Below are 14236 nucleotides of genomic sequence, written 5' to 3' on the forward strand. Positions count from 1 at the left end.
CGTCATTCCGGGGCGCCGCAACGCGGCGAACCCGGAATCCGGAGATGAGTGAATAACATCTAGATTCCGGGTTCGCGCTGCGCGCGTCCCGGAATGACGGAGAGAACAGCACCATGAACTTCGACGACACCCCACAGGAAGCCGAATTCCGCGCCACCGCGCGTGCCTGGATATCGGCGAATGCGCCGAAGCAGTACGAGGAAGAGCTGCGCAAATCCTCGCTCGGCCGCACCCAGCTCAAGAACGCCAACATTCTCGAGGTCGCGAAGGCCTGGCAGAAGAAGAAGGCCGATGCCGGCTGGGCCTGCCTGCACTGGCCGAAGGAGTATGGCGGCCGCGGCGCCTCTCCGATCGAGCGCGTGATCTGGCAGCAGGAAGAGGGGCCGTTCGGAAAACTCTCCCATATGTTCATCATCGGCCACGGCATGTGCGGGCCGACCATGATGGCGTTCGCGCGCGAGGAGCATAAGCGCAGCTATCTGCCGCCGCTCGCCTCCGGCGAAAAGGTCTGGTGCCAGCTGTTCTCCGAGCCCGCCGGCGGCTCCGACGTCGCGGGCCTGCGCACGCGGGCGGAGAAGGACGGCGATGAATGGGTCATCAACGGCCAGAAGATCTGGACATCAGGCGCGCATTATTCCGATTACGGCATCCTGCTTACCCGCACCGATCCGACCGTGCCCAAGCACAAGGGTCTTACCATGTTCTTCCTGGACATGAAGAGCCCCGGCGTCGAGGTGCGGCCGATCAAGCAGGCGAGCGGCGCCTCCGATTTCAACGAGGTCTATTTCACCAACGTGCGGATTCCCGACCATCAGCGCCTCGGCGAGGTCAATGACGGATGGAACGTCTCGCTGACCACGCTGATGAACGAGCGCATGTCGATCGGCGCGGGCGTCTCGACCGGTTTCCCTGAGTTGTTCGACTATTGCTCCGGCCTGATGCTGGACAACGGTCCGGCGATCGAGGATCGCGCGGTGCGCTCGAAGCTGGCGAACTGGGCGGTGAAGGCGAGCGGGCTGCGCTACACCAGCATGCGCGCGATCTCGGCGCTGTCGAAGGGCGAGCGGCCGGGGCCGGAAAATTCGATCGGCAAGCTGGTGGCGGGCTCGATGATCCAGGACGTCGCGGCCTACGCGCTGGACTTGCAGGGCGCGAGCGGGGTCATCAGCGGCCCCGAGGATGCCGAACTCGCCGGCCGTTTCCAGGCCATGCTGCTGCGTGCGCCGGGCACCCGTGTCGAAGGCGGCACCGACGAGATCATGCGCAACATCATCGCCGAGCGGGTGCTGGGCCTGCCGGGCGATATCCGGGTCGACAAGGACGTGCCGTTCAACAAGATCCCGACCAAGGGAAGGAATTAGCCGTCATTCCGGGGCGGCTCGAAGAGCCGAACTACGATGTGCAATTGTACATCTGAGAATCTCGAGATGCGTAAGTAACCTCTGGATTCCGGGTTCGCGCGTTGCGCGCCCCGGAATGACTAGGAAAAGGAAGCCGCCATGAATTTCGACGATACCCCGCAGGAAGCCGCATTCCGCGAGACTGCGCGCCAATGGGTCGAGGCCAACGCGCCGAAGGAGCTGCATGCCGAGCTGTCAAAATCCTCGCTCGGTCGCATCCGGCTTGCGAAGCACGACATCGTCGATGTCGGCAAGGCCTGGCAGAAGAAGAAGTTCGAGGGCAATTGGGCCTGCCTGCACTGGCCGAAGGAATATGGCGGCCGCGGCGCCACGCCGATCGAGCGCGTGATCTGGCAGCAGGAGGAGGGCGTCTACGGCAAGCTGACGCAGCCGTTCCAGATCGGCGAAGGCATGTGCGGGCCAACCGTGATGGCCTGGGGCAGCGAGGACGCCAAGCGTCGCCATCTGCCGAAGCTCGCCTCGGGCGAGGAGATCTGGTGCCAGCTGTTCTCTGAACCCTCGGCCGGCTCTGACGTTGCGGGCTTGCGCACGCGTGCGGAGAAGAAGGGCGACAATTGGGTCGTCAACGGCCAGAAGATCTGGACCTCGGGCGCGCATTATTCCGACTTCGGTCTTCTGATCGCGCGCACCGATCCGAGCGTACCCAAGCACAAGGGCCTCACCATGTTCTTCCTGGACATGAAGAGCCCGGGCGTCGAGGTGCGGCCGATCAAGCAGGCCAACGGCATGCAGGAGTTCAACGAGGTCTATTTCACCGACGTGGTGATATCAGACAGCCAGCGGCTCGGCGCCGTCGGCGAGGGCTGGAGCGTGTCGCTGACCACGCTGATGAACGAGCGCATGTCGATCGGCTCGCGGCTCGCGACCGGCGTGCCTGAGATGTTCGAGTTCTGCGCGAACCTGATGCTGGAGGACGGGCTTGCCATCGACGATCCCGCGGTGCGCTCGAAGCTTGCCAGCTGGGCGGTGAAGTCGAGCGGGCTGAAATATACGAGCTACCGCGCGATCTCGGCGCTGTCGAAAGGCGAGCAGCCGGGTCCGGAGAACTCGATCGGCAAGCTGGTCTCGGGCATGATGCTCCAGGACATCGCGACCTACGCCATGGACCTCCAGGGTGCGGCCGGCGTTCTCACGGGCAGCGATGAGGAGACGGTGCAGGGCCAGTTCCAGCAGATGCTGCTGTCCTCGCCCTCGATGCGCATTGCCGGCGGCACTGACGAGATCCTGCGCAACATCATCGCGGAGCGCGTGCTGGGCCTGCCGGGCGACATCCGCGTCGACAAGGACGTGCCGTATAACAAGATCCCGACCAAGGGACGCTAGTATCGTAGGGTGGGCAAAGCGAAGCGTGCCCACCATATGCAGGTGCGCCGAGGTAGGTCTGTTGGTGGGCGCGGCGCTATGGCGCCTTTGCCCACCCTACGAAGAGAACAATGCGAGCTGATCAATGGACGCAAAAGTGAATCAGAATAACCGCATCGGCGTGCTCGAAGAGCTGCTCAACGAGCGCTACTCCGTCCGCGCTTTCCTTCCCAAAGAGGTCGATCGCGCCACCATCGAGCACGTGCTGACCACCGCGCAGCGCACCGCGTCCTGGTGCAACAGCCAGCCCTGGCAGGTCATCATCGCCAGCGGCGAGGCCAAGGAGCGCTTTCGCCGGCTGATCTACAAGGAAGCCTCCAGCGGACTCGGCGACGATTACGATTTCACCCCGCCGCGCGAATATGTCGGCGTCTATCTCGATCGCCGCCGTGAGAGCGGCTTTCAGCTCTACAACACGCTCGGGATTCCCCGCGGCGACAGAAGCGGCTACGCCAGGCAGGCGCTGGAGAACTACAATTTCTTCGGCGCGCCGCATGTGGCTGTGATCCACACCAACGAGCCGCTCGGCATCTACGGCGCGATCGATTGCGGGGCCTATGTCTCCAATTTCATGCTGGCCGCCCAGGCGCTCGGGCTCGGCACGATTCCGCAGGCCGCGCTGGCGCGCCACTCCGGCCTGATCCGCCGTCACTTCAATCTGCCCGATGACCGCCGCGTCGTCTGCGGCATCTCGTTCGGCTATGCCGACCACGCCCACAAGGTCAACAGCTACCGCACCTCGCGGGCGAGCGTCGCTGACACCGTGACATTCGTGGACGAGTGATCGAGCGGCACGCCCGATACTCACGCGCGCATGAAGGCGGGCGCGGAAACGGCCGCCTTCATGCTTGTCGTCTCAGTCCGGTTGACGCGTGCCGCTACCCGCCGCTGCCGCCGATCACGGCGCGCACGGTCTCGTCGGGCCCGAAATCCTCGGCGCCGTCGACATAGAGCAGCGCGGCGAGTTTCGAGCGCGCACGGTTGACCCGGCTCTTGATCGTGCCGACCGCACAGCCGCAGATCGAGGCCGCGTCCTCATAGGAGAAGCCGGAGGCACCGACCAGGATCAGCGCTTCGCGCTGGTCCTGCGGAAGCTTCTCGAGCGCGGTGCGAAACTCCTCGAACTCGAGATGCGCGTTCTGCGAGGGCTGAGTCTTCAGCGTCTTCGCATAATTGCCCTCGGCGTCCTCGACCTCGCGCCGCCGCTTGCGATAGTCGGAGCGGAACAGATTGCGCAGGATCGTGAACAGCCAGGCCGGCAGGTTGGAGCCGGGCTGGAACGAGTCGATGTTGGCAAGCGCGCGCAACAGCGTTTCCTGCACCAGATCGTCGGCGCGGTCGGCGTTGCCGCTGAGCGAGATCGCGAACGCGCGCAGACTTGGCACGGCCGCGAGGATGTCGTTACGCAGGGAGTCCGTGAGAGGCATTAATCCCTCCCATTGTTGTTGTCGTTGGATCCGCCCTCATTTCCCACTTGGGATGTCGCTCCCGGCGCATCAAGCTTCTTGATCAGTTCTGCGAACCGATCTGGAACCCCCTGCCGTACGACGTCGTCGTACATGGCGCGGAGCTGATGCCCGATCCGGGATTGGATCTCCGGAGTGAGCCCTCCCTTGCCGGGGGTCGTGCTTTTGCTGGCTTGAGACTTGAGATCTTTCATGACCTGTTCCACGTTTCCCCGAGTTAAGTGACTGTAAATTCGAGAAGTTTCCTCAACCGGGAGCCGTTCCCTGGATAGGCACAATTCCAGGTTCGAGAAAAAGTTCCGCCGGCTGCGGAACTTTTCTTGCCCTGAGGCGTAGTCAGCCCCAGCAGGGGAACCCGGGCCTCCCCTCGTGATGTCTCTAAAGTCTTCTCTAAGGTCGGTCCGAAGATGAATGGAGTGGGGATGTCCCGTTCACAGCTTGTCGCTGAACACTTGCCGTTGTTGCGCCGGTATGCACGCGCCCTGACGGGCAGCCAGGCTTCCGGCGACGCCTATGTCGCAGCCATGTTGGAAGCCATGCTCGGTGATCCCGCCGTGCTCGACGAAAGCCATGGCCCGCGCGCGGGCCTGTTCCGGCTGTTCACCCAGATCTGGAATTCCGTCTCCGTCAACGACGACTCCGAGGTGACCACCCTGCCGATGCCGCCGGAGCGGCGGCTGTCGAACATCACGCCGCTGCCGCGGCAGGCCTTCCTGCTGCTTTCGCTCGAGGGATTTTCGGAAGAGGAGGTCGCCTTCATCCTCAGCACCGATGTCGCCGAGACGCGGCGGCTTGCGGACGCAGCGGGGCGCGAGATGGCGGCGGAGATCGCCACCGACGTGCTGATCATCGAGGACGAGACCTTCATCGCCATGGACCTCGAGAGCCTGGTGAAGAATCTCGGCCACAACGTCGTCGGCGTCGCGCGCACGCATGCCGATGCCGTGGCGCTGGCCAAGAACAGGCGGCCCGGCCTGATCCTCGCCGACATCCAGCTCGCTGACGGCTCGTCGGGGCTCGACGCGGTCAACGAATTGCTGCGCACCTTCGAGGTGCCGGTGGTGTTCATCACCGCCTACCCGGAGCGCTTCCTCACCGGCGAGCGCCCGGAGCCCGCGTTCCTGATCTCGAAGCCGTTCCAGCCGGCGATGGTGTCGGCGGTGGCAAGCCAGGCGCTGTTCTTCCAGCGCAACTCGCGCAACCGCACGCCCAAGGCGCCCGCGGCGTAAGAAGAGCTGTATCGAACAAGAAGACGGCGCGTCGCAAGGCGCGCCGTTTTTTGTTTGCCGATACCCTGTTCAACAACCTCGGCAGACGCTGTTGATCTTGGCCTTCAATTTGGCCTCGTCCGCCCACGGCCCGGGCTCGACCAAGCGTTGCACGCCGTCGAGAGTCATGAAGATGGTAATCCGCTGGAGGTCGTCCTTGGCCTCGGGAGGCGGCTTCGGAAATGGTTCGCTTCGCTCCACCATTTTGAGAGCTGCTGCATCCAGGGGCGGGGAGCCTGTGCTTTCCACCAAAGCGTGCGAGATCAATTTGCCCGAGCGGTCGATCACGAATGTGACGCCAGCATTGCCTATCTGACCCATCGCCTCCGAAGGAAACACCCTGTGACGCCAGACATGTTCGGTGGCCACCTTCCGCCAGGCGGCCATGGCATCCTCCTCCGTGAGCACAGGACCGGGCCTGCTCAGCACTAGCCCGGAAGGTTGCAGCTGGAATTGACGGCCATTGAAGACAATCGGCACTGTCAACGTGAGTGACTCATCGTTGAGCTCCGAAGGCGGCGCCGGAAACGGTTGGGCACGAGCGACGATCTGCAGCGCGGCAACGTCGAGTGGCCGAGAGCCGGTGCTCACGGCCAGAGCCTGTGAGATCAACCTGCCGGACCGGTCGATGACGAATGTGACCCTGGCCTCGCCGGTTTGGCCCAGTGCTTCAGCCGGAAATTGACGGTAGCCGGCTATGTGCGCCGACAGTCTTGCCTTCCAGGCCGTCGCGCGTTCGGTCTGCAAATCTGTTTGCGCGTGTGTGGGGGAAACCGCGAGTAATCCGAGAAACGCGGCTAACAAAGGGAATTTCATCTGCATCGGTGCGGATATTAGTCGCGGCCAGGTTGATTGCAAGACTCGTTGCTCGTATCGCGTTTCTCTCGCTGTGGGCAATTCGAACGGCGGTGAAGCATCGGGCGCTTGACGGCAACCCAATTGCCCCGTTGATACGTCGGGCCGATGACATCCATCGCAGCCTCAAGCCGCCCGGAGAGACGTACCATGGACCCGCACCTCCTCGATCGTCTCGCCATCCGCGACCTCGTCGAAAACTGGGCGGTCTGGCGCGATGCCGGCGACTGGGAGCGCTTTGCCACGGTCTGGCACGAGGAGGGCTGGATGTCCGCCACCTGGTTTCAGGGGCCGGCGCGGGACTTCATGCGCGTCAGCCAGGAGGGGTTCGCAAAGGGCGTGCGCATCCTGCATTTCCTCGGCGGCACCAGCATCGATTTGTCCGGCGAGCGCGCCATTGCGCAGACGAAGATGACGATCTCGCAGCGCGCGGGCGTGCACGACGTGCTCTGCGACGTCGTCTGCACCGGACGCTTCTACGATTTCCTGGAGAAGCGGCAGGGAAAATGGGGCATCGTCCGACGCCAGCCGATCTACGAGAAGGACCGGATCGACCCGGTCGATCCCGCCGCGACGCTCCGCCTCGACCAGCAAGCGCTCGCCGCGCTGCCCGAAGGCTACCGCCATCTCGCCTACATGCAGGAGCTGATCGGCTACAAGGTGAAGCGCGACATGCCGGGCCTCACCGGTGCCGAGGTCGAGAAGCTCTACGGCGAGGGGCGGGAGTGGCTGGCGGGGAAGGCGAAGTAAGCCCCAGACCAGAGCAAGCGCGACTGGCTTTGTGCCGGGCGGCTCCTGTCGATATCTTGTTGCGCATCGTTGCCGATGAGCTCTCCAGGAAGCTTGGGTTGCCGATCATCGTTGCGGCAGAGCCGGTGCGAGGGAAACATTGCGGCAGATGCCGCCACGCATCGCGATGATAGCCTGTTGCCGCTGCGTAGAGGCTCCGAGAGTGGCCAGCGTAGCGCGGAACGATAACGGAACTTTCGATGCGCTATGATCGGCTTCTCACGCGGATGCCTCGCGCAAATCTTGAATGCGCGTGGTCGCCGTAATTTTCGTCACGCTGCTGATAAATTCATCCGGCAATACTCGCGCGCGCGCGCGTCACGGCATTGTCAGCAGAGAACGCGCAAGACGCCGTTCAAAATCTTCATTGAAAAATAGGGTCTGCTTGACAGGCATTCTCAGCTAGCGCAGTTTTAGGTTGAATGGTCGTCGCATGATTTTGCTTTGCTCGTTTGATTTTCCAAGCACCGAACGCGGAGCATTCGTATGACGGTTATTCCTCCCGCCAGTGGCATGACGCTCCATGACGGCGACACGATGGATGTCAGTGGCGGCATCTCCGTCGATAGCACGACGATCCTGGCCGGCGCCTTGCAGACGGTCGGCGGATCCTTCGCAACGAGCACGGCAACCCACACTGTCATCAACGGCGGAGAACAGGACGTCGTCTTTGACGGCGTCGCCAGCTACACGACCATCAACGCGGGCGGCGTCCAGCGTGTCACGGGCGAATATATCCATGAAGGTCCAACCCCGGGCGAGGTCGATCACACCACGATCAATGGCGGCGGCGAGCAGGACGTCGACACGGGCATCGCAACGACGACGACCGTCAATTCCGGTGGCGTTCAGAACGTGACGAATGGCGGCAGCGCCAGCGGCACCATCGTCAATTCTGGCGGTGTTCTCAGGGTTTCGGGTGAAACTGTGGAAACGGCGCCCGTGTACCCGGAGCCGGTGATCCGAAGCGTGGCGACCGCTGCAACCATCAACTACCAGGGCGAGCTCGACGTCACTGGCGGCGGGACCGCAGTGAACGCCATCGTCAACGGCGGCGTCATGACTGTCTCGGGATCGATCCCGGATCCGTTCGCCAATGTCCCCGGCCAGCCGGCCGTCGACGCCAGCATGGCGACCGGCACCATCGTTGAAGGTTTTGGAACACTAACGGTGTCGGACGGAGCGTTGGTGTCGGGCACGATACTCCAGAACTTCGGCACGCTGAATGTCGATGCAGGTGGCACGGCAACGGGCACGACGATCAATTACGGAACGATGGTGCTGTCCGCGGGCGCGACGGCGATCAACACGACCGTCAATCAGTACGGCGGGCTTGTCGTGCTTGGTAACGCCGATTTTTCGGGCACGGTCTTCAACGCCGGCAGCACATTGCAGATCGGCGACGGCACGATTGAAAACGGATTCACTGTCCCGAAGAGCGTGACGCTGGCCGTCCTGGACGGTGGCGTGCTCAGTAACAGCGTCATTTCCGCGGGCGCAACGCTCATCGCTGAAGCTGGCGCGACGCTGTCCAACACGACCTTCCAGAGTGGCGCAACGTTTGTTGCCGACTATGGCTACACGGAAAACGGCTTCACCGTATCGGACGGCATCTTGTTCAAGGTGTTCGGTACGGCCACGAACACGACGATATCAGCGGGCGGTAAGCAGATCCTGGGCAACTACGACTTAGGGGCCACCGCCAGCAACACGGTCATCAATGGCGGCGAGCAGGATGTCGGGCTTGCATCCACCGCGAGCTACACCACAATCAACACGGGCGGTATTCAACGTGTCGCCGGCATTTACCTGCACGATGCGCCGGGTCCAGGGCGGGCCGATCACACCACTGTCAACAATGGCGCCGAGCAGGACGTCGATACCGGCATCGTGACATCAACCACCGTCAATGGCGGGGGTGTCCAGAATCTCACCAACGGGGGCTTTGCCAGCGGCACTGTCGTCAACTCGGGCGGTGTCATCAACGCTTCGGGAGAGACGATCTATTATCCTCCCGGAGGCCCGTACGGCATCGTCTTCAGAAGCGAAGTCGATTTTGCCGTTGTCGGCAGCGGCGGCCAATTGCACCTGTTCGGGGCGGGGATCGCCAAGAAAGCCATCATCAATGGTGGTGTGATGACGGTTTCGGGATCCGTTGCAGACCCTACGAACGACCCGAGCGCGCCCGCGGTCGACGCCAGCGCGGCGAGCGGGACAGTCCTCAACTCAGGAAGCCTCTCCGTCTCGGACGGCGGCATCGTCACCTCCACTATCCTGAACGGCGGCACGCTTGATGTGCTCGATCAGGGCACCGCGAACGCTTCGACGGTTCTTCGTGGAGCCACAGAACTCGTCGAAGCCGGTGGCATTGCCGGCGCGACCACGATCGCCGGCGGCATGCTTGATCTCAAGGCCGGCGCGATTTCCGATGACGCGATCACCTTCTCCGGCCAAGGCACGCTCAAGATCGAGCAGAAGCTGGTTTCGGGCTCATCGGCCTTTGCAAGCCAGATCAAGGGCATTGCGCTCGGTGACCAGATCGACCTGTCCGGGCTGTCCTATACGAGCGGCGCAACGGTGACTGTATCCGGCTCGAAGCTCACGGTCAGCAACGGTGCGGCCAGCGAGACCTTTACACTGGCGGATACTTCGGTCACGCGCTTCGGCATCGCGAAAGACAGCTCCGGCGGCATTCTGCTGACAGCCGCGGCCTTGCCGGCCATCGCTGGAGCCGTATCGGGACAAGCGACCAGCAACCAAGCTTCTATCAATCCATTCGCGACCGTAACGATCACGGATCCAAACGCAGCGGCAACGGACAGCCTGATCATCACGCTCGCAGGTGCGGCTGGCATCCTGTCCGGGTCAGGACTGATCTCGCTTGGAAACGGAACCTACGAGCTGGCGGCAACCAGCGCTGCCAACCTGACCGCCGAGTTGCACGCCCTCACGTTTGTAGCCTCGCCGCACGGAGATGGCAGCGTAACGACCACGTTCACTCTGAGCGACACAAGCAGTGTCGGCTTGACCGTCAGCGACACCAATACCTCTGTCACGGACACGCATCAAGCCGGTACCACGACGATCGACGGCCCGGCCTCCGGTTATGCGATCATTCAGGGTACGACGGGCAACGACATCATCCACGCCTATGGCATGTTCAATACCATCCACGGCAATGGCGGCAGCGACACGATCTACGCCGGATTATACGGTACGGTTGATGTGCCGAGCGGCGACAGCGCCGTCTATCTGCAGGGGATCGTCAACCACGTCACCGGCGGCTACGGCAATGTTACGGTGACGGGATCGACAGGCGCCACGACGATTGCGCTCGGTAACGGCAATGACACCATCGACGCCAGCGGATACGGGAACGTCATCACGCTGGGTAACGGCAACGATATTGTCCATCCCGGTGACGGTGCAAGCCAAACGACCGCCGGCAACGGCAACGACCTGGTGACGCTCTCCGGATATGGCAACACGGTCATGCTGGGGAATGGCAATGATGTCGTTGCGGGTCGAGATGGCGCCAACAGCGTTACTCTCGGTGATGGCAACAACACCGTGAATCTCGGCGGGATGGGAAACCAGATCACCGTCGGCTCGGGAACGAACGCGATCATAGCCGGCAGCGGATCGGACAACGTCGTTGCTGGCGCGGGCCACGATACAATCATGCTTGGCGGAGCTGCCAATCACGTGGTGCTCAACGGGTCCCAGGCAAATGTGACAAACCAAATCGGCCAGGACGTCGTTACGGTCAATGGCGGGTCAGACCAGTTTAACTTTGTCGGGTTTGGCAATCAGGCGATCATCAATGGCCCGGCCCATGTCGACATCATCGATCACGGCACGGGTCTGACCGTCTCCGTCAATTCCAGCAGCCAGGTCGATACGATCTCCGGATTTGGCAATGACACGCTCGGAATCGTCGCTCTTGCGAACGGTGTGGGCGATTATCACTCCGTCGCCGACATCATGAGCGCGCTTAGGAGCGATGGACACGGCGGGACCCTGCTCGCGCTGGGGAGCGGTTCTAACGCAGGGTCCATTGACTTCGTTGATACCGCGATCAGCCAATTGCACGCATCGAATTTCATGATCGTGTAGAGGCTCAGGATACGCACCCGCCGCTGATGCCAGCTTGATCTGCTTGGTATGGCCTTTCGGCCCGCCCTGATCGCGGCGGCCTCGGCTGCTCGAGAGGCGCGACCGGCATCACAACTATTCCGGAACTCCAGCCATGTGCAGGCCCTTTACGAGGCGCCTGCTTCCTGCGCGGAATGTAGGATCGTCCGAAAGCCAAACATTCTTCAAGCGACGAATGGCGAAAGCGGGATCCAGTGCAAGTCCGTCTCGCTTGGCTGCCACCGCATCATCCATCTTTCCGATGAGGGCTAGAACCGCTGCTGATACAAAATGGGCAACGGGGTAGTTTGGGTTGGCCTTTATGCTTCGCCGTAACCACTCAATCGCCTCGGCCTCGGCTCCGAGGCATAATTTGGCTAAGCCAACGCAGCACAGCCACCGATGTGCGCCGTCGTCACGTGGGGACAGGCGCAATGCATCTCGTACGTATCCCTCCATTTCTTCTGGGTGACCGAGAAGCATTTTTGCGACGCCAAAGAGAGCATGAGCCTCCGCCAAATTTCGGTTCAGAGCCAGTGCGCGCTCGCATTCGGCAACTCCTTTCTCCGCGCGCTGCGTACATACTTGCACGACGCCTAAAGCCATGTGAGCGAGAGCGTGTTGCGGGTCTAACGAAAGCGCTTTCATTGAAGCCGCCTCTGACGCCGCGAAATATCGGCAAGGGTCATCAGCGAAAACAACGCCAGCCATTGCCGCATCGACCAGCGCGATCCCTACCAATGCCTCAACGTTGTCCGGCTCAAGTCCCAAGGCCCGCTCAAAGAAGCTTCGAGCCTGCCTCAGGTGAGGAGAAGTCCAACTCTTGTTCCAAAGGGCCATTCCTTGGAAATAAAAGTCCAACGCGCTCGGTTGCAATGAGCGTTCCGCCCGCCGTGCCTCCGCAGCGATGAGTTGGGCATTAAGCGCGTTGGCCAATCTCGACACAATTTCGTCCTGCATCTCGAAGAGATCGGCTAGGGGTTTGTCAAAGCGGTCCGCCCAGAGGTGGCTTCCTGTTTCAGTGTCGACCAGTTGGACATTCACTCGAAAGCGGTCTCCGCTGCGCTGTACGGACCCTTCGAGCACGTAGCGAACGTCAAGGTCGCGGCCAATCTGCTTCAGGTCGATCGGCTTGCCTTTGTAGGTATATGCAGTGTGGCGGCCGATCACGAGCGATCCACTGATGCGCGACAGGTCGGTGGTCAGGCTCTCGGTCACGCCATCGACGAAATAATCCTGCAAGGGGTCGCCGCTAAGATTGGCGAAAGGCAGCACGACAATGGAGAGGCGGGGCGGTGAGCGGGGCACCTTCGCGCCAACGGGTCTTTGGGGGTAGAGGCCATCTAGGAGGGCGGCATAGGTTTGGATCGGAAGATCAATATTCTTGAAAGTCTGCTCTCCACAATTTGCAAACTCAATGCCGACCTTGCCCCTGATGTGATCGTAGGCAGACGAGGAAATGCAGATTCCGCCGGGGTCAGCGATACTCTCTAGCCGTGCCGCGATATTGACGCCGTCACCAAAAACATCATGCGGTTCGACAATCACATCGCCTACATTGATGCCGACGCGAAAGGCAATTCGTCGTTCTTCCGCATCGGCGGCGGTAAGCTCCCTGATGCGAGTCTGAAACTGCACTGCGGCGCGAACCGCTTCGACCGCGCTTGGAAACTCTGCCAAGAACCCATCGCCGGTGTTCTTCACGATCCGGCCTCCGTGTTCGGAGATGGCAGGCGCGACCCCTTCGGCAAGGAGACTTGTCAATTTAGAGTGGGTTGCTTCTTCGTCATGGTGCATTAGCCGCGAATAGCCCGCCACGTCAGCGGCCATTATCGCTGATAGCCTGCGTTCAAGACGAACCGGCCGCTCCTGCTCCATGGCAATATTCCAACCCACTGTCGCTGGTGGCGGATCAGAGAAGTGCCGAACGCGCTGTTCTCGTTTCCATCATGCCCACGCGGAGGCAGGGGGTCAAAATGATAGTGGGTCCAAGTCGCAATTTTTCAGCCGCTACGGCTGATCTAGCGGGCGTTTCCGAAATCCGACCTGCTCTTTTCTCCGCGCCTTCGCGCTCGCAATCCGCTCGAGCTGCCGGCCCGCGGCGAAGGTTGATCCCGAATTCGGCAAATACGTCGAGCCTATTGAAGGCCCCCTTGCCCGCCGCGAACTTCAGGGACGAGGAAAATTCGGCTTGGAAAGAGCTTCTGCCATGGGGCAGAGGCGGCCGAGAGGGTGCCAAAATTCTCTCGCCCAAATAAGAAAAAAAGTAAGGCGCGACTGGCATCACCACAGTCGCGCCCTACGTCGCCGGCTTATGGGGCAGGGGGGAATAGCCGGCTGTTGATACGACTCCCAGGCGCGGAAGTCGTTCCAAGGCTCCCGAAATATTTTTCGCGGCGCGACCTTTTTCGCACACGGTTAAGTGATCGTGACGGCCGAGAACCCCCGCTCCTCCGGCTGCGTTGTTCCCGCGATCGCCATGGGGCGAGGGGTCGACAGCCATGTCACAGATTCAAAAGGTATTTTTGGGCGCCGCCGCGATTGCCGCGATGCTCGGCGCGGCGCACGTGCAACTGGCCTCCGGCCATGATCTGGCCGACCGCTGGCAGGCGGTCGCCGACAAGCCCGGCCATGACGTCAATCGGACAGGCAAGGCCGACCGGCTCGCCGAGATCAAGTCGGCGGCGGTTCCCACCCGCACCGTGTCGATGCGGCTGAACGACCTTGCCGATACCTCGGTGCTGCTGCGGGTCCCCGCAGTGATCGAGACCGGCAATGCCAAGCCGCCGGTGACGCTCCAGAACCAGAACCAGAATCAGAAGCAGGGCCGCAACAAGCCGACCATCGCCTGCGAGCCGATGGTCAGCTCCCTGACCGAGGTCGCCAAGCTGCTCCAGCCGGGCCGCTGCGTGACCTGATCGCCCCAGGCCAAGGGACAGGT

11 protein-coding genes are annotated in these 14236 nt (G+C 62.0%); 7 read left to right on the forward strand and 4 right to left on the reverse strand.

The genetic code is table 11. The features are described 5' to 3' along the window. Positions 1-113: 113 nt before the first annotated feature. From AB5K84_RS06625 to AB5K84_RS06635, 3 genes are all read left to right on the forward strand, one after another. Positions 114-1361, forward strand: coding sequence for an acyl-CoA dehydrogenase (locus AB5K84_RS06625; RefSeq protein WP_011090524.1), 1248 nt, complete (start codon positions 114-116; stop codon positions 1359-1361). 138 nt (positions 1362-1499) lie between these two features. Further along, entirely contained in the window at positions 1500-2744 is a 1245-nt protein-coding gene (locus tag AB5K84_RS06630; RefSeq protein ID WP_011090523.1) for an acyl-CoA dehydrogenase, read from the forward strand. 124 nt (positions 2745-2868) lie between these two features. Beyond that, the gene (locus AB5K84_RS06635) at positions 2869-3567 is read left to right on the forward strand and encodes a nitroreductase (protein WP_011090522.1); all 699 of its coding nucleotides are present in this window, start codon (positions 2869-2871) and stop codon (positions 3565-3567) included. Between the two features lie 94 nt (positions 3568-3661). Here the strand turns inward: AB5K84_RS06635 and AB5K84_RS06640 are convergent, their stop codons facing one another. Both AB5K84_RS06640 and AB5K84_RS06645 read right to left on the reverse strand, forming a co-directional pair. After that, positions 3662-4210 carry a sigma-70 family RNA polymerase sigma factor gene (locus AB5K84_RS06640; protein WP_011090521.1) on the reverse strand — a complete coding sequence of 183 codons (549 nt, stop codon included), beginning with the start codon at positions 4208-4210 and terminating at the stop codon, positions 3662-3664. Next, positions 4210-4443 carry a NepR family anti-sigma factor gene (locus AB5K84_RS06645; protein ID WP_028173820.1) on the reverse strand — a complete coding sequence of 78 codons (234 nt, stop codon included), beginning with the start codon at positions 4441-4443 and terminating at the stop codon, positions 4210-4212. Before AB5K84_RS06645 ends, AB5K84_RS06640 begins: the two co-directional genes overlap by 1 nt. 228 nt (positions 4444-4671) lie before the next feature. On the opposite strand from AB5K84_RS06645, the gene AB5K84_RS06650 reads away from it, so the two are divergent. Beyond that, positions 4672-5478 carry a response regulator gene (locus AB5K84_RS06650; RefSeq protein ID WP_038966151.1) on the forward strand — a complete coding sequence of 269 codons (807 nt, stop codon included), beginning with the start codon at positions 4672-4674 and terminating at the stop codon, positions 5476-5478. Positions 5479-5547: 69 nt separating this feature from the next. On the opposite strand, the gene AB5K84_RS06655 is transcribed toward AB5K84_RS06650, so the two are convergent. Then, complete coding sequence (locus tag AB5K84_RS06655; protein ID WP_011090518.1) at positions 5548-6339, reverse strand: energy transducer TonB family protein; 792 nt, start codon at positions 6337-6339, stop codon at positions 5548-5550. Positions 6340-6522: 183 nt separating this feature from the next. Between AB5K84_RS06655 and AB5K84_RS06660 the strand changes: the two genes are divergently transcribed. Both AB5K84_RS06660 and AB5K84_RS06665 read left to right on the forward strand, forming a co-directional pair. Continuing rightward, positions 6523-7122, forward strand: coding sequence for a nuclear transport factor 2 family protein (locus AB5K84_RS06660; RefSeq protein WP_038966152.1), 600 nt, complete (start codon positions 6523-6525; stop codon positions 7120-7122). A gap of 525 nt (positions 7123-7647) precedes the next feature. Continuing rightward, positions 7648-11277 carry a hypothetical protein gene (locus AB5K84_RS06665; RefSeq protein WP_011090516.1) on the forward strand — a complete coding sequence of 1210 codons (3630 nt, stop codon included), beginning with the start codon at positions 7648-7650 and terminating at the stop codon, positions 11275-11277. Positions 11278-11391: 114 nt separating this feature from the next. On the opposite strand, the gene AB5K84_RS06670 is transcribed toward AB5K84_RS06665, so the two are convergent. After that, positions 11392-13173, reverse strand: a complete 1782-nt coding sequence (locus tag AB5K84_RS06670) for an adenylate/guanylate cyclase domain-containing protein (protein ID WP_038966153.1) — start codon at positions 13171-13173, stop codon at positions 11392-11394. A 623-nt stretch (positions 13174-13796) separates the two neighbouring features. Here AB5K84_RS06670 and AB5K84_RS06675 point away from each other — a divergent pair. Continuing rightward, complete coding sequence (locus AB5K84_RS06675; RefSeq protein WP_011090514.1) at positions 13797-14213, forward strand: hypothetical protein; 417 nt, start codon at positions 13797-13799, stop codon at positions 14211-14213. Positions 14214-14236: the final 23 nt, after the last annotated feature.

Source organism: Bradyrhizobium sp. 1200_D9_N1_1, from assembly GCF_052075915.1.
Lineage (GTDB): Bacteria > Pseudomonadota > Alphaproteobacteria > Rhizobiales > Xanthobacteraceae > Bradyrhizobium > Bradyrhizobium diazoefficiens.

Bases quoted from the DNA above. Each gene is read 5' to 3' on its own strand.
- AB5K84_RS06625 (WP_011090524.1), top strand. From the start codon at position 114: ATGAACTTCGACGACACCCCACAGGAAGCCGAATTCCGCGCCACCGCG.
- AB5K84_RS06630 (WP_011090523.1), top strand. From the start codon at position 1,500: ATGAATTTCGACGATACCCCGCAGGAAGCCGCATTCCGCGAGACTGCG.
- AB5K84_RS06635 (WP_011090522.1), top strand. From the start codon at position 2,869: ATGGACGCAAAAGTGAATCAGAATAACCGCATCGGCGTGCTCGAAGAG.
- AB5K84_RS06640 (WP_011090521.1), bottom strand. From the start codon at position 4,210: ATGCCTCTCACGGACTCCCTGCGTAACGACATCCTCGCGGCCGTGCCA.
- AB5K84_RS06645 (WP_028173820.1), bottom strand. From the start codon at position 4,443: ATGAAAGATCTCAAGTCTCAAGCCAGCAAAAGCACGACCCCCGGCAAG.
- AB5K84_RS06650 (WP_038966151.1), top strand. From the start codon at position 4,672: ATGTCCCGTTCACAGCTTGTCGCTGAACACTTGCCGTTGTTGCGCCGG.
- AB5K84_RS06655 (WP_011090518.1), bottom strand. From the start codon at position 6,339: ATGCAGATGAAATTCCCTTTGTTAGCCGCGTTTCTCGGATTACTCGCG.
- AB5K84_RS06660 (WP_038966152.1), top strand. From the start codon at position 6,523: ATGGACCCGCACCTCCTCGATCGTCTCGCCATCCGCGACCTCGTCGAA.
- AB5K84_RS06665 (WP_011090516.1), top strand. From the start codon at position 7,648: ATGACGGTTATTCCTCCCGCCAGTGGCATGACGCTCCATGACGGCGAC.
- AB5K84_RS06670 (WP_038966153.1), bottom strand. From the start codon at position 13,173: ATGGAGCAGGAGCGGCCGGTTCGTCTTGAACGCAGGCTATCAGCGATA.
- AB5K84_RS06675 (WP_011090514.1), top strand. From the start codon at position 13,797: ATGTCACAGATTCAAAAGGTATTTTTGGGCGCCGCCGCGATTGCCGCG.